Here is a 13,048-nt window from a genome sequence, read left to right as displayed (position 1 = left end):
AGATTCCCAACAAGCCTAACGCCCCTGCTCAGGAGGTTGCCACGGAGTCGCACCACCGCGTTGAATATGACGACGCAGAGCCGTGCTCAGCTCATTAAAGATCTTGGGGGCTTTGGCTCGGACGTTGTTCTTCTCCTGCGGATCGTTCTTCAGGTTGTAAAGCTCCAAGGGACTATAGGGGTCGTTCTGCAAAAGCTTCCACTCGCCGCGAATGATCGCCTCATAGCTGCGTCCGCCATAAGCGGGACCGCCTTCACGACGCACGAAATAAAGCTCACGCCCCTCAGGCATGGCCTCGCCTTTCAAAAGGGGAACTAGACTGACGGCATCCAGCACCGCACTCGGCTGACCTCCGGCCAACTCCACAAAGGTCGAGAAGAGATCGAAGTTCTGTCCGGAGTAATCGCTCTTCGAACCGGCCTGAATATGACCGGGCCAGCGCATGATAAAGGGCACCCGAAATCCGCCATCATAGTGACTGGTCTTGCCATCTCGCCACGGATCGTTGTTCTGCGCATGGGGCAAAGAACCGCCGTTGTCGGAGGAATACACCACCACCGTGTCCTCGGCCAAGCCCACCTCATCCAGAGTCGCCAACACCTGACCGATACGATCATCCAGATGCTCCACTAAAGCCACGTTCAGCGCACGCTTTTCATCCAACTGAGGCGAACGCTTCTTCACTTTTTCCAGCCATTCTGCGGGTGGCTCGATGGGGAAATGCGGCGCGTTGTAGGCGAGATAGAGAAAGAAGGGCTTGTCCTTCTGTGCAGCACGCTCTTTGAGGTAATCTTCAGCCCACTCCGTGAAGATATCCGTGGCATGGCCCTGAGGGTCCACCACCTCGGCATTGCGACGCATGTAGTTATTCCCATGGCGCAGGTGCGTGGTGTAACTGTCCATCATGTCGCCCAAGAAACCGTGGAAGAAATCAAAGCCACGCTCATTCGGTGTATTGGGCGACTCCAAACCGAGGTGCCATTTTCCGACGATGGCGGTGTGATAGCCAGACTTCTTCAAGGCGTCTGCCAGAGTCGGCACTTGGGGAGAGAAGTAGCCCCAGGAATCCTCCGGCCTTGTGCGAATGACACCCGGAACCCCCACACGATCTGGATAGCGTCCCGTCAGCAAAGCTGCCCGTGACGGGGAACACACGGTGCAGTTGGCCCGCATGTTCGTGAAGAGCATACCCTGCTGAGCCAGGCGATCAATGTTCGGCGTCTGCACGTCCGACGGATGGTAGGTCGAGACATCGCCATAACCATGATCGTCCGCATAGATGATGATGAAGTTAGGTTGCTTGGCCTCAGCCCCCAAACAGGGCCAAAGCAAGAGCGAGAAGATCAATCCAATCCGTTTCATAAAAAGCCCCTTCAAACCTCACTCGCCGCACTTAATCCAACAGCGTGAGCGTGACGCGACGCACATCCATGACGTTGGCACCGGGGATTTCGAGAGCCTTCAGAATCAGTTCCCCCTGCCCGGCTTCCAAGTTCATTTCACCGAGTTTTAAAGTGTGAAACTCCTTCATCTGCGATTCACCATCTGGGCGTGGCAAGGTGTCTTGATTCGTATAGAGCGGTGGGTCCCAGCCTGGGCCCACCTTGCCCGTCAGGCGACTGTCTTTGAAGCTGAGCTCCACCGTAGATCCTGCATCGGCCAGTGGGCAAGTGTAGTCCACGGTCACCTCATAGCGTCCCGTGGTATGAACGTCCAGAAGCCAGGCCATGGAGTCCTCTTTCGCCGTCCAATTCACGAAATAGGAGCAGTTAGGCGCGCCGCTGCTGCGCTTCACGCCGCCGCGTGGTTCACCATCCCGAGCAGGCAGCATGGTGATGGGGAACTCTTTGTAACCCACCGTGACAGGACGTGGGTCCACCGCATTGCCAGGACCCTTAGCTTTCTTTTTGCCCTTGCCGGGTTCCAGATCCTTGGCGCTCATACCCAGCACTTCCATCTTCCAGGATTTGACGGCTTGGTTCAGTTCCTGGGCCAGCTTCGGCTCCTTTTCATTCACCGGTGTGGTTTGCCCCGGATCCTCCACCATGTCATACAGCTGCCCTGCATTATCGAGGCGATAGCGCTGCGTGCGCACACTCACGTTGCTGGCCCAGGTGGAGAAAATCATGCGCTCCGGCCAGTCGGTCTTTTGCTGCATCAGCAGAGGGGTCAGATCCCGCCCATCCAGAGGCTTCCCGCCCACACGAGGGACGCCTGCCAAAGAGGTCAAGGTGGGCAGCAGATCGATCGCCCCGCTGATCTCCTTTACCATCTGGCCTTTCGGCAGCTTGGCAGGCCAGGAAATGTAGAACGTGGAACGTACACCGCCTTCATCGGTCATTCCCTTTTTCCCTTTCATGCCGCCCGTCCAGCGATGACTGTTCGGGCCGTTGTCAGAAAAGTAGAGCACGATGGTGTTATCGGTTAGGCCATACGCTTTCAGGCGGTTGAGCACGCGGCCCACATTCCAGTCCTGATTCTCGATCATCGCCATCACACAACGTGTTTCATCACCCACTTCCTTATCCGCTTCGGTAGCCTTGAGGGTGATCGGCTTATCCTTATTCTCATTCCAGTTTTTCTCTGGAGCCGCCCAGGGCGAGTGCGGGGTGGTGAAAGGGATGTAGCAGAGGAAGGGCTTCTCTTTATTCCGATCAATGAAGTTCAAGGCCTTGTCCGTGCAGACATCCACAATGAAGCCCTTCGTCCGCACCATCTTGCCGTTCTCCTCCAAGGGGGCATCAAAATACTCACCCCAGTGGCCTGCGGTATGCCCGAAGTATTCATCAAACCCACGGGCCATGGGATGATACGGCCACTGGCTGCCATTGTGCCATTTACCAAAGGCTCCGGTGGCATAACCAGAAGCTTTGAACGCATCGGCCACGGTTTTTTCATCCAGGTTCAGACGCTCCTGGCCGGTCGAAACCCCACGCACCCCACCCCGTGGATGATAACGTCCTGTGAGGAATTCCGCGCGAGTCGGCGAGCACACGGGGCAGACATAAAAGCGATCCAAAGTCACGCCGCCCTGAGCAATCGAATCGATGTTCGGAGTCGAAACCATCGTGTTGCCATTTTGGCTGTAGTCCCCCCAGCCCGCATCATCAGCGAGGAAGATCACCAGATTCGGCTTCGTCTCGGCCTGAAGGGCCAAGGAGAACAAGCCCGAGAATAAAAGGGTCAGAAACAGTTTCATGAGGTCGGCAGACCATCGGGAACGGAGTCGGCCGAGTGATCCTTCAATCAAAAGCATCGTCAGTTCATCTAGAGACCCCGGAAAATACAGATACCCGGATGCCGTCTACCGAGATAAACCTTGCGCGCCGCGCCTCAGGACTGGTTACATACGCTTACCGCCATGCCATTCAGCATCCCTCAGCGTTCCTCCCTCGTCTCCGAGACCATCCGAGCCTTGCGAGAGGCGATTGCGGCAGGGCGCTGGCAGGATGAGCTGCCTGGAGAACGGCGGCTCTGTGAAGAGTGGCACATCAGCCGCCCCACCCTACGCGCGGCCCTCAATGCTCTGGCTGCAGAAGGTGTCGTGGCCATCTCACAGGGCAAACCGACCCGGGTTTGCACGCCTGCGGAGGCCGGTCCGCAGAATAAAAGCACTGCACAGTCCCTCACCGTAGGCCTGCTCAGCCCAGAACCTCTGCACGCCATGCCGCCCTTTGCCTTACTGTGGGTGGATGAGCTACGCAGCCAGCTCGCCAGTGAAGGACATTTACTGCAAGTGCATGTAGGCCGGGCGTGGTCGGGCGGGAAAAATCCGGCTCGAGCGCTGCAAACACTGACGACCACTGTTCCAGCCACTGCTTGGGTGCTCTATCGCAGCACCGAGGCCATGCAGCAGTGGTTTGAGCAGAGACAGATCCCGTGTGTCGTCGTCGGCTCCGTTTTCCCGAGTCTGAATCTTCCCTCCGTGGACCGTGACTACCGGGCGGTGTGCCGCCACGCCGTGGGTCTGATGGCCGCCCGGGGCCACCAACGCGTGTGTATGCTGATCCAGGAGCCCCACTATGCCGGCGATTTGGCGAGCGAAGCGGGCTTTGAAGAAGGTCTGCGCAGTGCCGCATCACGTGGTGTGAGCGGTTATATCCAGCGACATGATGGCAGCCGGGAGGGACTTATGAAAACTCTGGAACGCCTGCTCAACTCTCGCCAGCGCCCGCAAGCACTGCTGGTTGCGCGCTCATCCTGCATCCTGACGGTCTGCACCGCTCTACTTCAGCGTGGCTTGAGGATTCCTCAAGACATGGCCCTTGTCTGCCGGGATGAAGACTCCTTTCTCGACGAGACCTCACCGCAAATCGCACGCTACAGTGTGAGCGCCAGCCTCTTTGCCAAACGCATCTTCCGCCTCGTCCGCCAACCCGGGACGAAGGGGGACTCCAAAGTGATGCCGGAGTTCATCAAACGAGAATCATTGTGAAAAACTCTGAGCCACCGTTTGACAGCGGGACACATGCATATACAGTCGCCCCCCTTTCCCTGGGAGGATCGACTTTATGGCAACCGTTCAAGTAATACTGAAAGAGAAAATCAAAAACCTCGGCGCCGAGGCGGACGTCGTGCAAGTGAAGCGCGGCTTTGCGCGCAATTTCCTCGTCCCACAGGGCAAGGCTTATGAGGCTACCGCAGGCAACCTCCGCAACCTGAACCACCTGAAAGCCGTGCGCGCTGAGCGTGAAGCTAAGGAACTGCAGGAAGCTGAGAAGACCGCTTCTAAACTGAAGAAGCTGAAGCTGAAACTGACCCTTCAGACTGGTCAGGGCGGCAAGGCTTTCGGCTCCATCACGACCATGGACATCGCTAAGGCTGTCGCCGAAAGCGCTGCGAAGGTTGAACTGGATCGTCACCTCATCCAACTCGAGAAGCCAATCAAGAGCACTGGCACTTTCGAAGTTCCGGTGAAGCTGCACAGCGATGTGAATTGCTTCCTGAAAGTGACCGTCGTCGCTGAGTCTGACGCCGAAGCAGCAGATGCTTCTGAAGAAGGCGCTGAGGCGTAATTCTTTTAACTTTTAAATCCCCCACCCAAACCGCATCACCTTCGGGCGATGCGGTTTTTTATTGCGCCGCACCGCGCTTTCCTTTCCTTTGTGAGACACAAAGATGCCTTCGGGGCTTGATCAACCCCGAAGGTATCTCAGATAAACTAAACGCTAGGCAGCCAGGCGCACATCCATGCCCATACAGTCTGCACAGACTTCGCCTGTCAGAATGAGAGATGGGGGTCTCACCTCACCACAATGGGTGCACTGTTTAAAGAACCTGCGATCCTTTAAGGCCGCATAACGAGCGATTTCTACATTCTCGGGCAAGGCGCGGACCGGTAGCATTCGGCCAACGCCTTTCCAGGTAATCTCCGGAGAGTTCGATTGAGGGTTTTTGATAACCATCGCCTGAATCCAGAGACCTAAAGAGGTCTTCAAGACACGGGTGTACTTTTCCACAATTTGCGCTTCTGTCATAGTCGGGGGGGTATGAACTCTGAGCACCAAGAATCGTGCCAAATCAACGACTCAAGGTGACTTTCCCCACAAACAAGTGGCTAAAAGGCATTCAAGTAAGGAATCTTGTCAGTTTCGTTGCTAATCCGTCTGCAACAAAACGCCTTCAGTGCGGTAGCGGTCCGCTTGATTCGTCGGTTGGCAGAGGCCTGCGCTAAGCTTGCTCCGTGGTTTGGAAGTCGGGATAGGCATTGGCGGCATGTTCAGAGAAGTCCAGACCATCAATCTGCTCTGTTTCAGAAGCACGCAGTCCGACGAGCATATCCACCACTTTAAAAATGATGAAGCACAGGATGAATGCGGTGCCGCTGATGGCCAACGTGCCGAGAGCCTGCACACCGAATTTGTGCGCGTCAAAACCCGCTTCATCAAAGAGAGCCACACTCAGGGTCCCCCACCAGCCATTGACCAAATGCACCGGTACAGCGCCGACAGCATCGTCGATGCAGAGCCTCTCTAAACCAATTGTCGCCACCGTGGTCAGCAAACCTGCGATGATCCCCACGATGAAGGCTGAACCTGGAGTGATATTGGCGCAACAGGCGGTGATCCCCACCAAGCCGCCCAAGGCACCATTGAGAGTGATGCCCACATCAGGCCGCCCCTGCACAAACCACATGGAAATCATCGCTGCCAAGGCGCCCGCAGCAGGAGCCACCGTAGTGTTCACCACGATACGGCCAATGTTGGCATTAGCGAATAAAGTGGAGCCGCCATTGAAGCCAAACCACCCGAACCAGAGGATGAAGACTCCCAGAGCTGCCAAAGGAATGTTATGCCCAGCAATCAACCGTGGTGAACCATCCTTACCGAAGCGACCGTGACGTGCGCCAACGACAATGATGCCAGCTAGGGCACAGGCACCACCGCAGGCATGAACGACACTAGAACCTGCAAAGTCCACAAACCCCAAGGCCTCAAGCCAACCCTTCTCACCGCCCGCGCCAAATCCACCGGCGAAGCTCCCCCACGCCCAATGTCCTGTGAGAGGATAAATGATACCTGAGAGGAAACCTGCATAAACCAGATAACCCACGAATTTGGTTCGCTCGGCCATGGCACCCGAGACGATCGTGCATGCCGTCCCTGCAAACACCACCTGAAAGAACCAAAAGCTCCAGAGCTTGTCATCCGCACCGTGACCGGAAAGCCAAAAACTATCCGTGCCGATCCACCCGCCAGCCGAGGTGCCAAACATCAGACCAAACCCAAGGAATAAGAACACCACCGTCGAAATGCTGAAGTCCAAAAAGTTCTTCATGATGATGTTGATGCTGTTTTTTGCCCGTGAGAAACCCAGCTCCACCATGGCAAAGCCAGCCTGCATCATGAAAACCAGAGCCGCACTGAGCACCACCCAGACATAGTTGATGTTCAGTTGCAGGGCCTCGATTTCAGCTTTCGCTACCCCCTCATCATCCGCAGGAGCAGCCGCAGGTGCTGCTGGCTCGGCTCCCACCTTGGCCGCCACTTGATTGAGAGTGCTCTGACTGGCATCCAGCTTTTCGATGATCGTATCGAGTTTGGTTTCGAGTGCTTGCTGGCCCTGAATTGGGCTCGTAAAACTGACCAAGGTAGATACTGCGAGAACTGCCGGGAGAAGAATGCGTCGAATCATTGAAGGGGAAAATCGGGATTAAAGATCGTCAAGATGGGAGTCCAGCTCCGTCAGCAGCTGACGGCGCTTTGAAACATTGGGGATGTGCTCAATCACACTCACAGCCAATTTGCGGACCTGGAGAGGGTTCAGGCGGTAAGGGTCGGCGATTCCGCCGTCTTGGAGGGTCCGGTCAATCAAATTGGCCACCTGAGCACGCCCCATGACTTTCCCCAGAATGCCTTCGATGACCTTGCGCACCTGCCCCCAGTTATTGACGACCACTTCTGCTTTATCCGTCATCTCCTGGAGTCGCCGTGGGCTCGTGACGACCAGTTCTTCGATGCCATCTTCATTGCGCGGCGTAGAGGCCCCTGGCTCTATCGAAAGCCCCGCCAGGAGTGAAGCATGATCATTCAGCAGCACCGTCGCGGCGCTAGCCGCCAGGTCTGCATCCGCACGCCCGGTCAGGAGGAAAACCAATACGGTTTCATCCAAAACCATGACCAGCAGGACGCCAGCATCAAACTCCAGATAGATCTGCCGGATCTTGCGTCGCACTTGGCGATAGCCATCCAGCATTTGCCCCAGTGTGTCGGTAAGATCAAGCGCACGGCCTTCTGAAAAGGGCATCTGCCGGTGAACGGTATTTCGCCCTTTAAAAAGCATGACCCCGGCCACGCCATCCAGACGCTGAAGGGCCGCGACGGCCGCAATGAGAGAATTCAGAGTCATGAGATGTTAACTGCGAGCCAATGAATCTTTCACCTGCTTCAAAGAGCGCCGATTGCTACTCACCGCCCCATGCCAGCCTGCAGCAGAGGCCTGAAAAGCGGTCTGCCCTTCTCGGTCCTCGACAATGCCGAGTTGCAACTGATGCATCCCCAGAATGTCAGCCAAGCGCTGGCTGTAATAGGTCACATACTTGACCTCACTGGAGAAGCGTTGGGTTGACTCCGCATCCCCTCCTGAGACGACCTCACGCCCCTGCACAGTCTCGATTTTGATCAGTCCGGGATCGGGTTCCATGCGGATCACATTGGTGGGTTGCTGCCCCTGCACGGGTCGGCTGGCTGAGATGGGAATGATTCTGGTTGGTTCCACGCTCGGCTAGTCAGCAGACGGCGTGCCATATTTAGGTATTCTGAAAGAGTTTCCGTGCTCCATCTGCCGATTTACGGACAAGGCACTTCTCTTTGTCCTATAAATTTGAGAAACATCCTTTTGACGTTCTCTTCGTTCGACATCCGCCCATCCCGTGCTCTATCTCAAAAGTCTCTTTCACAGCTTCCCAAGTTATGTCCTCCATCTTCGAACTTTTTTCCCTGCAAAATCAAACAGCCGTCGTCATCGGAGGCACTGGAGAATTGTGTGGTGCGATTGCGGAAGGCTATGCTTCCGCAGGGGCTGAAGTCGTCTTGGTCGGTCGCGATGCCTCGAAGGCTGAAAAGCGCCTCGAAGCCATCCACGCCGCAGGTGGTCAAGGTTACTTCGTCAGCGCTGATGCCTCCCGCAAATCCGACCTTCAACTGCTTCTGGATCAGGTGCTTGAGCGTTCCGGCGGCTGCCAAATTTTGGTCAACGGTGCTGGTGTGAATTCCGCCACTCCCTTCCTGGACATCTCCGAGGAAGAATTTGACCGGATCATGAACATCAACACCAAGGGGGTGTTCCTGGCCTGCCAAGTCTTTGGCAAATACTTCGTCGAACAGAAAGTTTCCGCCTCGATCATCAACCTCGGCTCCATGTCTGGCCTCCTGCCCCTGAGCCGTGTCTTCACCTACAGCATGTCGAAAGGTGCCGTGCACAATCTCAGCAAGAACCTGGCTCGTGAGTGGGCACCGCTGGGTATCCGTGTCAATACACTGGTCCCTGGCTTCTTCCCTGCTGAGCAAAATAAGAAGGTTCTGACGCCGGATCGTGTGGCCAAGATCATGGGCCATACCCCGATGAATCGCTTCGGCACCGCCAATGAGTTGGTGGGCGCAGCCCTCCTTCTGGCTGCCAACGGCGCAGGCAGCTTCATCACCGGTCACGAGATGGTCGTGGATGGCGGTTACAGCTCCATGACGATTTAACTGCGTTGGTGGCAAGATTGTTGTTGTGAAAAAAAGGTCGGCCTGATAAAACCGCGCCCTCGTGATTTTTTCGGTTCGTTTTTCCTGCATTTTCAGCCTCATCTGCGCCAGCATTTACGCGCAAGATAGCCTGCTGCCCCTCCCTGAAGGTGGGGCAGATTTTTCAGGTCTGAACGCTGCCCCAGCGCAGCCAGAAATTCGGTTCCTAAAACCGAGCAAGTCGATCAAACCACCGACCGCAGGCCCAGGCCTGGCCGCTGCAACGGCTCAGCCCCAGATCAATGCTCCAACGGTAGCTCGCCTCCGCAAACTCATCCTCATGCCCGGTGGCATGTCGCCTGAGATGATGCGTGAGCAGATCATCGCCAGTGGCCGCAACCGCACTCCGGTCACGATTGTGGGCATGGACGCCCCTGCCCCTATTCTGACGAACCTCGCCAACTTCTTCGGCAGTGATGTCAATGCGGACACCCAGAAACAACTGCTCGATACCGTGAGCCAGGGCCTCGGTGATAAAACGGCTAAGACTCGCCGCCGCGTGGAAGTGGTCGGCTGGCTCCCCAGCGAAGGGGTTATGGCCGTGGCTGTTTATCCTGAGAGTTGAGCTTCCAAGCTTGCTCCTCTTCATCCTTGCCCATCGAGAGGTTTTCCACCTCCAGATGAGCGTCTCTGAGTTTCATAGCCCTTTACTGTCCTGATGCGGAGCGGATGAACTTCGCCAAGTCTTCCTTCTGCTTTTTCAGATCAGGCAGATTCAGATACATCATGTGACCTGCCGTGTAGTCATCCTCGGTCACGTTTTTCAGCAACTCAGGATGCACTCCCAAATGCGAAAAGGTATAACGAGAAGCATAATAAGGCGTCGCCATGTCAAAGTAGCCATTGGAGACATGCACTTTTAAGAATGGGTTCGCCGTCATGCTCTCCGCCAGAATACCCGAGACATTGGCAAACTGATTCTCGGCGTTCCAATTCCATTTCCCCACGCTGGCTAGAATGTTGTAGGCGCGATCCTCTTCGAACTCGAGGTCATTCCTCACGTAATGGTTGAAGGTCGAGGCGAAGGCACTGAAAACCGCATCCGCGCTGGGATCGCGCTCTGCATCGTTACTCAGCGGATCACGCATGAAGCTCGTGTAGCGGCTGTCAAAACGACCCACGACCAGACGCTGATCTCTCAGCAACTCGGCATTGAATCGGCTGAGGGAAACACGCAGATCTGACGCCGCCACAAAAGCCTCACTCAGTCCCGTCAACCGCGCCATCTGCGTCACTACCTTGGCACGAGTGGCCTGAGGCAGACCGCTGCCCATTAGCAGTGCTTGATTGTAGTCACCACTCGCAAAGGCTTCCGCCTCCTTGAGGACCTCTTGAAGGGGCTTGGCCTGAAGATCCTTGGGCAGCTTTTGGTGATACCACGCTGTCGCCGTATAGCTCGGAAGATACAGGACATAAGGCAAATCGTTTCCTTCATCTCCCCAGATGGTTTGAAAGTTCAGCACCGTGGACACCAGCATGATGCCATTCAGATTCATCCGATGCGCGCGCAGCAGTTCTCCGCTCAAAGCAGCCGCGCGTGTCGTGCCGTAGCTCTCTCCGATCAAAAACTTCGGTGAAGGCCAACGCGAGTGTTTCGTGATGTAGAGCCGGATGAACTCGCCAACACTGCGAGCATCTTCAGTCACGCCAAAGAAGTTCTTCGCCTCATCAGGCTTGCTCGCACGACTGTAGCCCGTGCCTACCGGGTCAATGAAAACCAAGTCCGTTTCATCCAGTAATGACGACTCATTTTCCACCAAGGTGTAGGGTGGTGGCACGGCGAAACCATCGTCCCTCAGTTTCACGCGTTTGGGGCCGAGCAGCCCCATATGCATCCACACGGAGGAGGAACCCGGCCCGCCATTGAAGGAAAACGTCAGCGGTCGCTTCGCCACGTCCTCCACGCCTTTGCGGGTGTAGGCGATGTAGAAGATATCTGCCGTGGTTTTATCCTCAGCATTCTTCAGGCTTAGCATGCCGGCTGTCGCGGTGTAGTCCACCTTCACGCCATTGAGCATGATGCTATGCTCCGTCACCACCTTCCGTTCTTCTTTAGGCTCCTCCTTCTCCGGCTTCCCGTCCTTCTTGGAGGCTTCTTCCTTTTTTGCAGGTTCCGCCGCAGGCATCTTCTCAGCCTCTGGGGCAGGCGCTTGCGCCCAGCCCGTATAAGGCAAAGCCACGACGAGAAAAACAATCCGCAGGTGGTTGGTCAGCGAGAACATAGGTGCATCATAAACGCATTCGGAAGGCCGCACTTTGGAAACCTTTAAATCTTGTAAAAAAGAACTGGCAAAGTTTTCATCCCGCGCTTAACTGCCCGTCCCACACACCGCGCGGTTAGCTCAGCGGTAGAGCACTGCCTTCACACGGCAGGGGTCGCAGGTTCGAACCCTGCACCGCGCACCATCTCTCTTTCACGACAAAGAGTTCAAAGTCTGGCCTCAACCAGACAAAGTTCGAAACCACCTCCCCGAGCTTACGTTTTCCCATTTGGAGGCAAAATCCTGCGTTTTCGATACTCAAACCTTGAGAACCCAGGTCTTAGCCCCGCCCACAATCTAATGCACTGCGACACAAAAAGTGCGCAAGCAGCTCACGAGTTGTTCTTTGGAATCGGCATGATTCATTTCAGCCACACCAAGAGTGACTAACCAAAAGAAACGCAAGATCGATTCGCTTTCATTTTGATTCCGCTTTCGTCTCAGCGATGGTCGCAAAAAGACGTGAATAGCAGAGCAGCCGATCCTTCTCCAAGCAATCCAGCAGGTGCTCCGTGAGAACGGCCATGAATGCGGCGACTTCACCTGTTGCTAAAGTATCTCCCGCGCCGACGACCTCCAGATCGAAAGCCGCTGGCCGACGCTTTTTCACCCAGTCATAAGCCGGGCGGAGAAGAGCGTCGTGATACCCCATGGTCAGGAAAGCCTCTTGGCTGTGCATGGCAACGATCAATAAATTCAACTGGGTGCTGATTCGCTGCCATTCCCCGATTCTCCGCCACGTGGCTTGCAATTGACTTGGGGACATCGCATCGAGCGTCTGCCCGAGTTCTTGAAGCGTCTGTTGTTTCACCTCGTCCTCGATTTTCTGCCACCGATCCTTCTCAAAACCGACCCACTGCTCGTGATCGGGTATGTGCTGACGCACCGTCTCGCGTGTCTCAGGTAGCCAATAGAGAGGCACGAACAGAGCATCCCCTTGAACCTCATAATAAGTCTTCAGCCTTTCAATTTGTGGTTTCGCCTGAAGGCTAACCATCGAACTCAACAGCAGCAGAAGCGCAGTCGTCAGCTTTTTCATACGAGGACAGACTATCGCTCAAATGAGGAGGTGAACTCAAGCAGGCATTGCTCCCGGCAGGCACAAAAACGTGAGGCGTTCTGATCGGATACCTCCCTCCATGCCGCTGAAATATCAGCCATCCGACGGCCTCACTAAATCGGCACCCGCAGGTTGCCAGAGTTCGATACCGTTACCTTCGGGATCATGCAGATGAGCAAAACGACCATTGGGATACTCGGTGGATTCGACTTCCACGGTAATGCCTGCAGCTTGGAGCTGAGCCACCATCGCATCCAGATCCCGCACCCGGAAATTGATCCGCCAAGAGCGCCCTACCCCACCCACCTGAGCATCGTCGGATTCAGCGGCAAACACAGTTGGCCCTGCATCCTGCCACCATGAGCCATCGGCATACTCCTTCCCCACCTTCCGCACGCCTAAATGCTGCTCATACCAGTCATCCAGCGCACTTGCGCTGGAACTCAAAAAGAAGAAGCCGCCGATTCCTGTTACTTTTTCCATGGATTTTGGAAGTT

The 13,048-nt window shown here is 55.6% G+C and carries 13 protein-coding genes and 1 tRNA gene; 5 read left to right on the top strand and 9 right to left on the bottom strand.

The features are described from left to right. Nucleotides 1-15: 15 nt before the first annotated feature. Both B5D61_RS19030 and B5D61_RS19025 read right to left on the bottom strand, forming a co-directional pair. The gene (locus tag B5D61_RS19030) at nucleotides 16-1,362 is read right to left on the bottom strand and encodes a sulfatase family protein (RefSeq protein WP_078815014.1); all 1,347 of its coding nucleotides are present in this window, start codon (nucleotides 1,360-1,362) and stop codon (nucleotides 16-18) included. A 31-nt stretch (nucleotides 1,363-1,393) separates the two neighbouring features. Beyond that, the gene (locus tag B5D61_RS19025) at nucleotides 1,394-3,199 is read right to left on the bottom strand and encodes an arylsulfatase (protein ID WP_078815099.1); all 1,806 of its coding nucleotides are present in this window, start codon (nucleotides 3,197-3,199) and stop codon (nucleotides 1,394-1,396) included. A gap of 162 nt (nucleotides 3,200-3,361) precedes the next feature. On the opposite strand from B5D61_RS19025, the gene B5D61_RS19020 reads away from it, so the two are divergent. Both B5D61_RS19020 and rplI read left to right on the top strand, forming a co-directional pair. Beyond that, the gene (locus B5D61_RS19020; RefSeq protein ID WP_078815013.1) at nucleotides 3,362-4,435 is read left to right on the top strand and encodes a substrate-binding domain-containing protein; all 1,074 of its coding nucleotides are present in this window, start codon (nucleotides 3,362-3,364) and stop codon (nucleotides 4,433-4,435) included. A 76-nt stretch (nucleotides 4,436-4,511) separates the two neighbouring features. Beyond that, nucleotides 4,512-5,015, top strand: a complete 504-nt coding sequence (gene rplI, locus B5D61_RS19015) for a 50S ribosomal protein L9 (protein ID WP_078815012.1) — start codon at nucleotides 4,512-4,514, stop codon at nucleotides 5,013-5,015. Nucleotides 5,016-5,168: 153 nt separating this feature from the next. Here the strand turns inward: rplI and B5D61_RS19010 are convergent, their stop codons facing one another. The 4 genes from B5D61_RS19010 to B5D61_RS18995 all read right to left on the bottom strand — a co-directional run bounded on the left by B5D61_RS19010 (nucleotide 5,169) and on the right by B5D61_RS18995 (nucleotide 8,217). After that, nucleotides 5,169-5,477, bottom strand: a complete 309-nt coding sequence (locus B5D61_RS19010) for a hypothetical protein (RefSeq protein WP_078815011.1) — start codon at nucleotides 5,475-5,477, stop codon at nucleotides 5,169-5,171. 193 nt (nucleotides 5,478-5,670) lie between these two features. After that, a complete protein-coding gene (locus tag B5D61_RS19005; RefSeq protein ID WP_078815010.1) occupies nucleotides 5,671-7,134 on the bottom strand; it encodes an ammonium transporter in 1,464 nt (487 codons plus the stop codon). A gap of 18 nt (nucleotides 7,135-7,152) precedes the next feature. Beyond that, nucleotides 7,153-7,848 carry a hypothetical protein gene (locus tag B5D61_RS19000; protein ID WP_078815009.1) on the bottom strand — a complete coding sequence of 232 codons (696 nt, stop codon included), beginning with the start codon at nucleotides 7,846-7,848 and terminating at the stop codon, nucleotides 7,153-7,155. Between the two features lie 6 nt (nucleotides 7,849-7,854). Further along, entirely contained in the window at nucleotides 7,855-8,217 is a 363-nt protein-coding gene (locus tag B5D61_RS18995; RefSeq protein WP_139373366.1) for a hypothetical protein, read from the bottom strand. 194 nt (nucleotides 8,218-8,411) lie between these two features. On the opposite strand from B5D61_RS18995, the gene B5D61_RS18990 reads away from it, so the two are divergent. Beyond that, nucleotides 8,412-9,191, top strand: coding sequence for an SDR family oxidoreductase (locus B5D61_RS18990; protein ID WP_078815007.1), 780 nt, complete (start codon nucleotides 8,412-8,414; stop codon nucleotides 9,189-9,191). 61 nt (nucleotides 9,192-9,252) lie between these two features. Then, the gene (locus B5D61_RS18985) at nucleotides 9,253-9,795 is read left to right on the top strand and encodes a hypothetical protein (RefSeq protein ID WP_078815006.1); all 543 of its coding nucleotides are present in this window, start codon (nucleotides 9,253-9,255) and stop codon (nucleotides 9,793-9,795) included. An 82-nt stretch (nucleotides 9,796-9,877) separates the two neighbouring features. On the opposite strand, the gene B5D61_RS18980 is transcribed toward B5D61_RS18985, so the two are convergent. Beyond that, nucleotides 9,878-11,452, bottom strand: coding sequence for a S10 family peptidase (locus B5D61_RS18980; RefSeq protein WP_139373365.1), 1,575 nt, complete (start codon nucleotides 11,450-11,452; stop codon nucleotides 9,878-9,880). 109 nt (nucleotides 11,453-11,561) lie between these two features. Between B5D61_RS18980 and B5D61_RS18975 the strand changes: the two genes are divergently transcribed. Then, nucleotides 11,562-11,636: transfer RNA gene (locus B5D61_RS18975), tRNA-Val, on the top strand. Between the two features lie 273 nt (nucleotides 11,637-11,909). Here the strand turns inward: B5D61_RS18975 and B5D61_RS18970 are convergent. Beyond that, the gene (locus B5D61_RS18970; RefSeq protein ID WP_078815005.1) at nucleotides 11,910-12,530 is read right to left on the bottom strand and encodes a hypothetical protein; all 621 of its coding nucleotides are present in this window, start codon (nucleotides 12,528-12,530) and stop codon (nucleotides 11,910-11,912) included. Between the two features lie 114 nt (nucleotides 12,531-12,644). Further along, on the bottom strand, nucleotides 12,645-13,034 hold the full coding sequence (locus tag B5D61_RS18965) for a VOC family protein (protein ID WP_078815004.1): 390 nt from the start codon (nucleotides 13,032-13,034) through the stop codon (nucleotides 12,645-12,647). Between the last annotated feature and the right edge of the window lie 14 nt (nucleotides 13,035-13,048).

This window comes from Prosthecobacter debontii (assembly GCF_900167535.1).
In the GTDB taxonomy this organism is placed as follows: Bacteria; Verrucomicrobiota; Verrucomicrobiia; order Verrucomicrobiales; family Verrucomicrobiaceae; genus Prosthecobacter; species Prosthecobacter debontii.
This window is presented reverse-complemented; position numbering and strand designations above follow the sequence as displayed.

Excerpts from the sequence above, each read along its gene's own strand:
- B5D61_RS19020 (WP_078815013.1), top strand. The coding sequence starts at position 3,362 with ATGCCATTCAGCATCCCTCAGCGTTCCTCCCTCGTCTCCGAGACCATC.
- B5D61_RS19025 (WP_078815099.1), bottom strand. The coding sequence starts at position 3,199 with ATGAAACTGTTTCTGACCCTTTTATTCTCGGGCTTGTTCTCCTTGGCC.
- B5D61_RS18980 (WP_139373365.1), bottom strand. The coding sequence starts at position 11,452 with ATGTTCTCGCTGACCAACCACCTGCGGATTGTTTTTCTCGTCGTGGCT.
- B5D61_RS19030 (WP_078815014.1), bottom strand. The coding sequence starts at position 1,362 with ATGAAACGGATTGGATTGATCTTCTCGCTCTTGCTTTGGCCCTGTTTG.
- B5D61_RS19000 (WP_078815009.1), bottom strand. The coding sequence starts at position 7,848 with ATGACTCTGAATTCTCTCATTGCGGCCGTCGCGGCCCTTCAGCGTCTG.
- rplI (WP_078815012.1), top strand. The coding sequence starts at position 4,512 with ATGGCAACCGTTCAAGTAATACTGAAAGAGAAAATCAAAAACCTCGGC.
- B5D61_RS18970 (WP_078815005.1), bottom strand. The coding sequence starts at position 12,530 with ATGAAAAAGCTGACGACTGCGCTTCTGCTGCTGTTGAGTTCGATGGTT.
- B5D61_RS19005 (WP_078815010.1), bottom strand. The coding sequence starts at position 7,134 with ATGATTCGACGCATTCTTCTCCCGGCAGTTCTCGCAGTATCTACCTTG.
- B5D61_RS18965 (WP_078815004.1), bottom strand. The coding sequence starts at position 13,034 with ATGGAAAAAGTAACAGGAATCGGCGGCTTCTTCTTTTTGAGTTCCAGC.
- B5D61_RS18990 (WP_078815007.1), top strand. The coding sequence starts at position 8,412 with ATGTCCTCCATCTTCGAACTTTTTTCCCTGCAAAATCAAACAGCCGTC.
- B5D61_RS19010 (WP_078815011.1), bottom strand. The coding sequence starts at position 5,477 with ATGACAGAAGCGCAAATTGTGGAAAAGTACACCCGTGTCTTGAAGACC.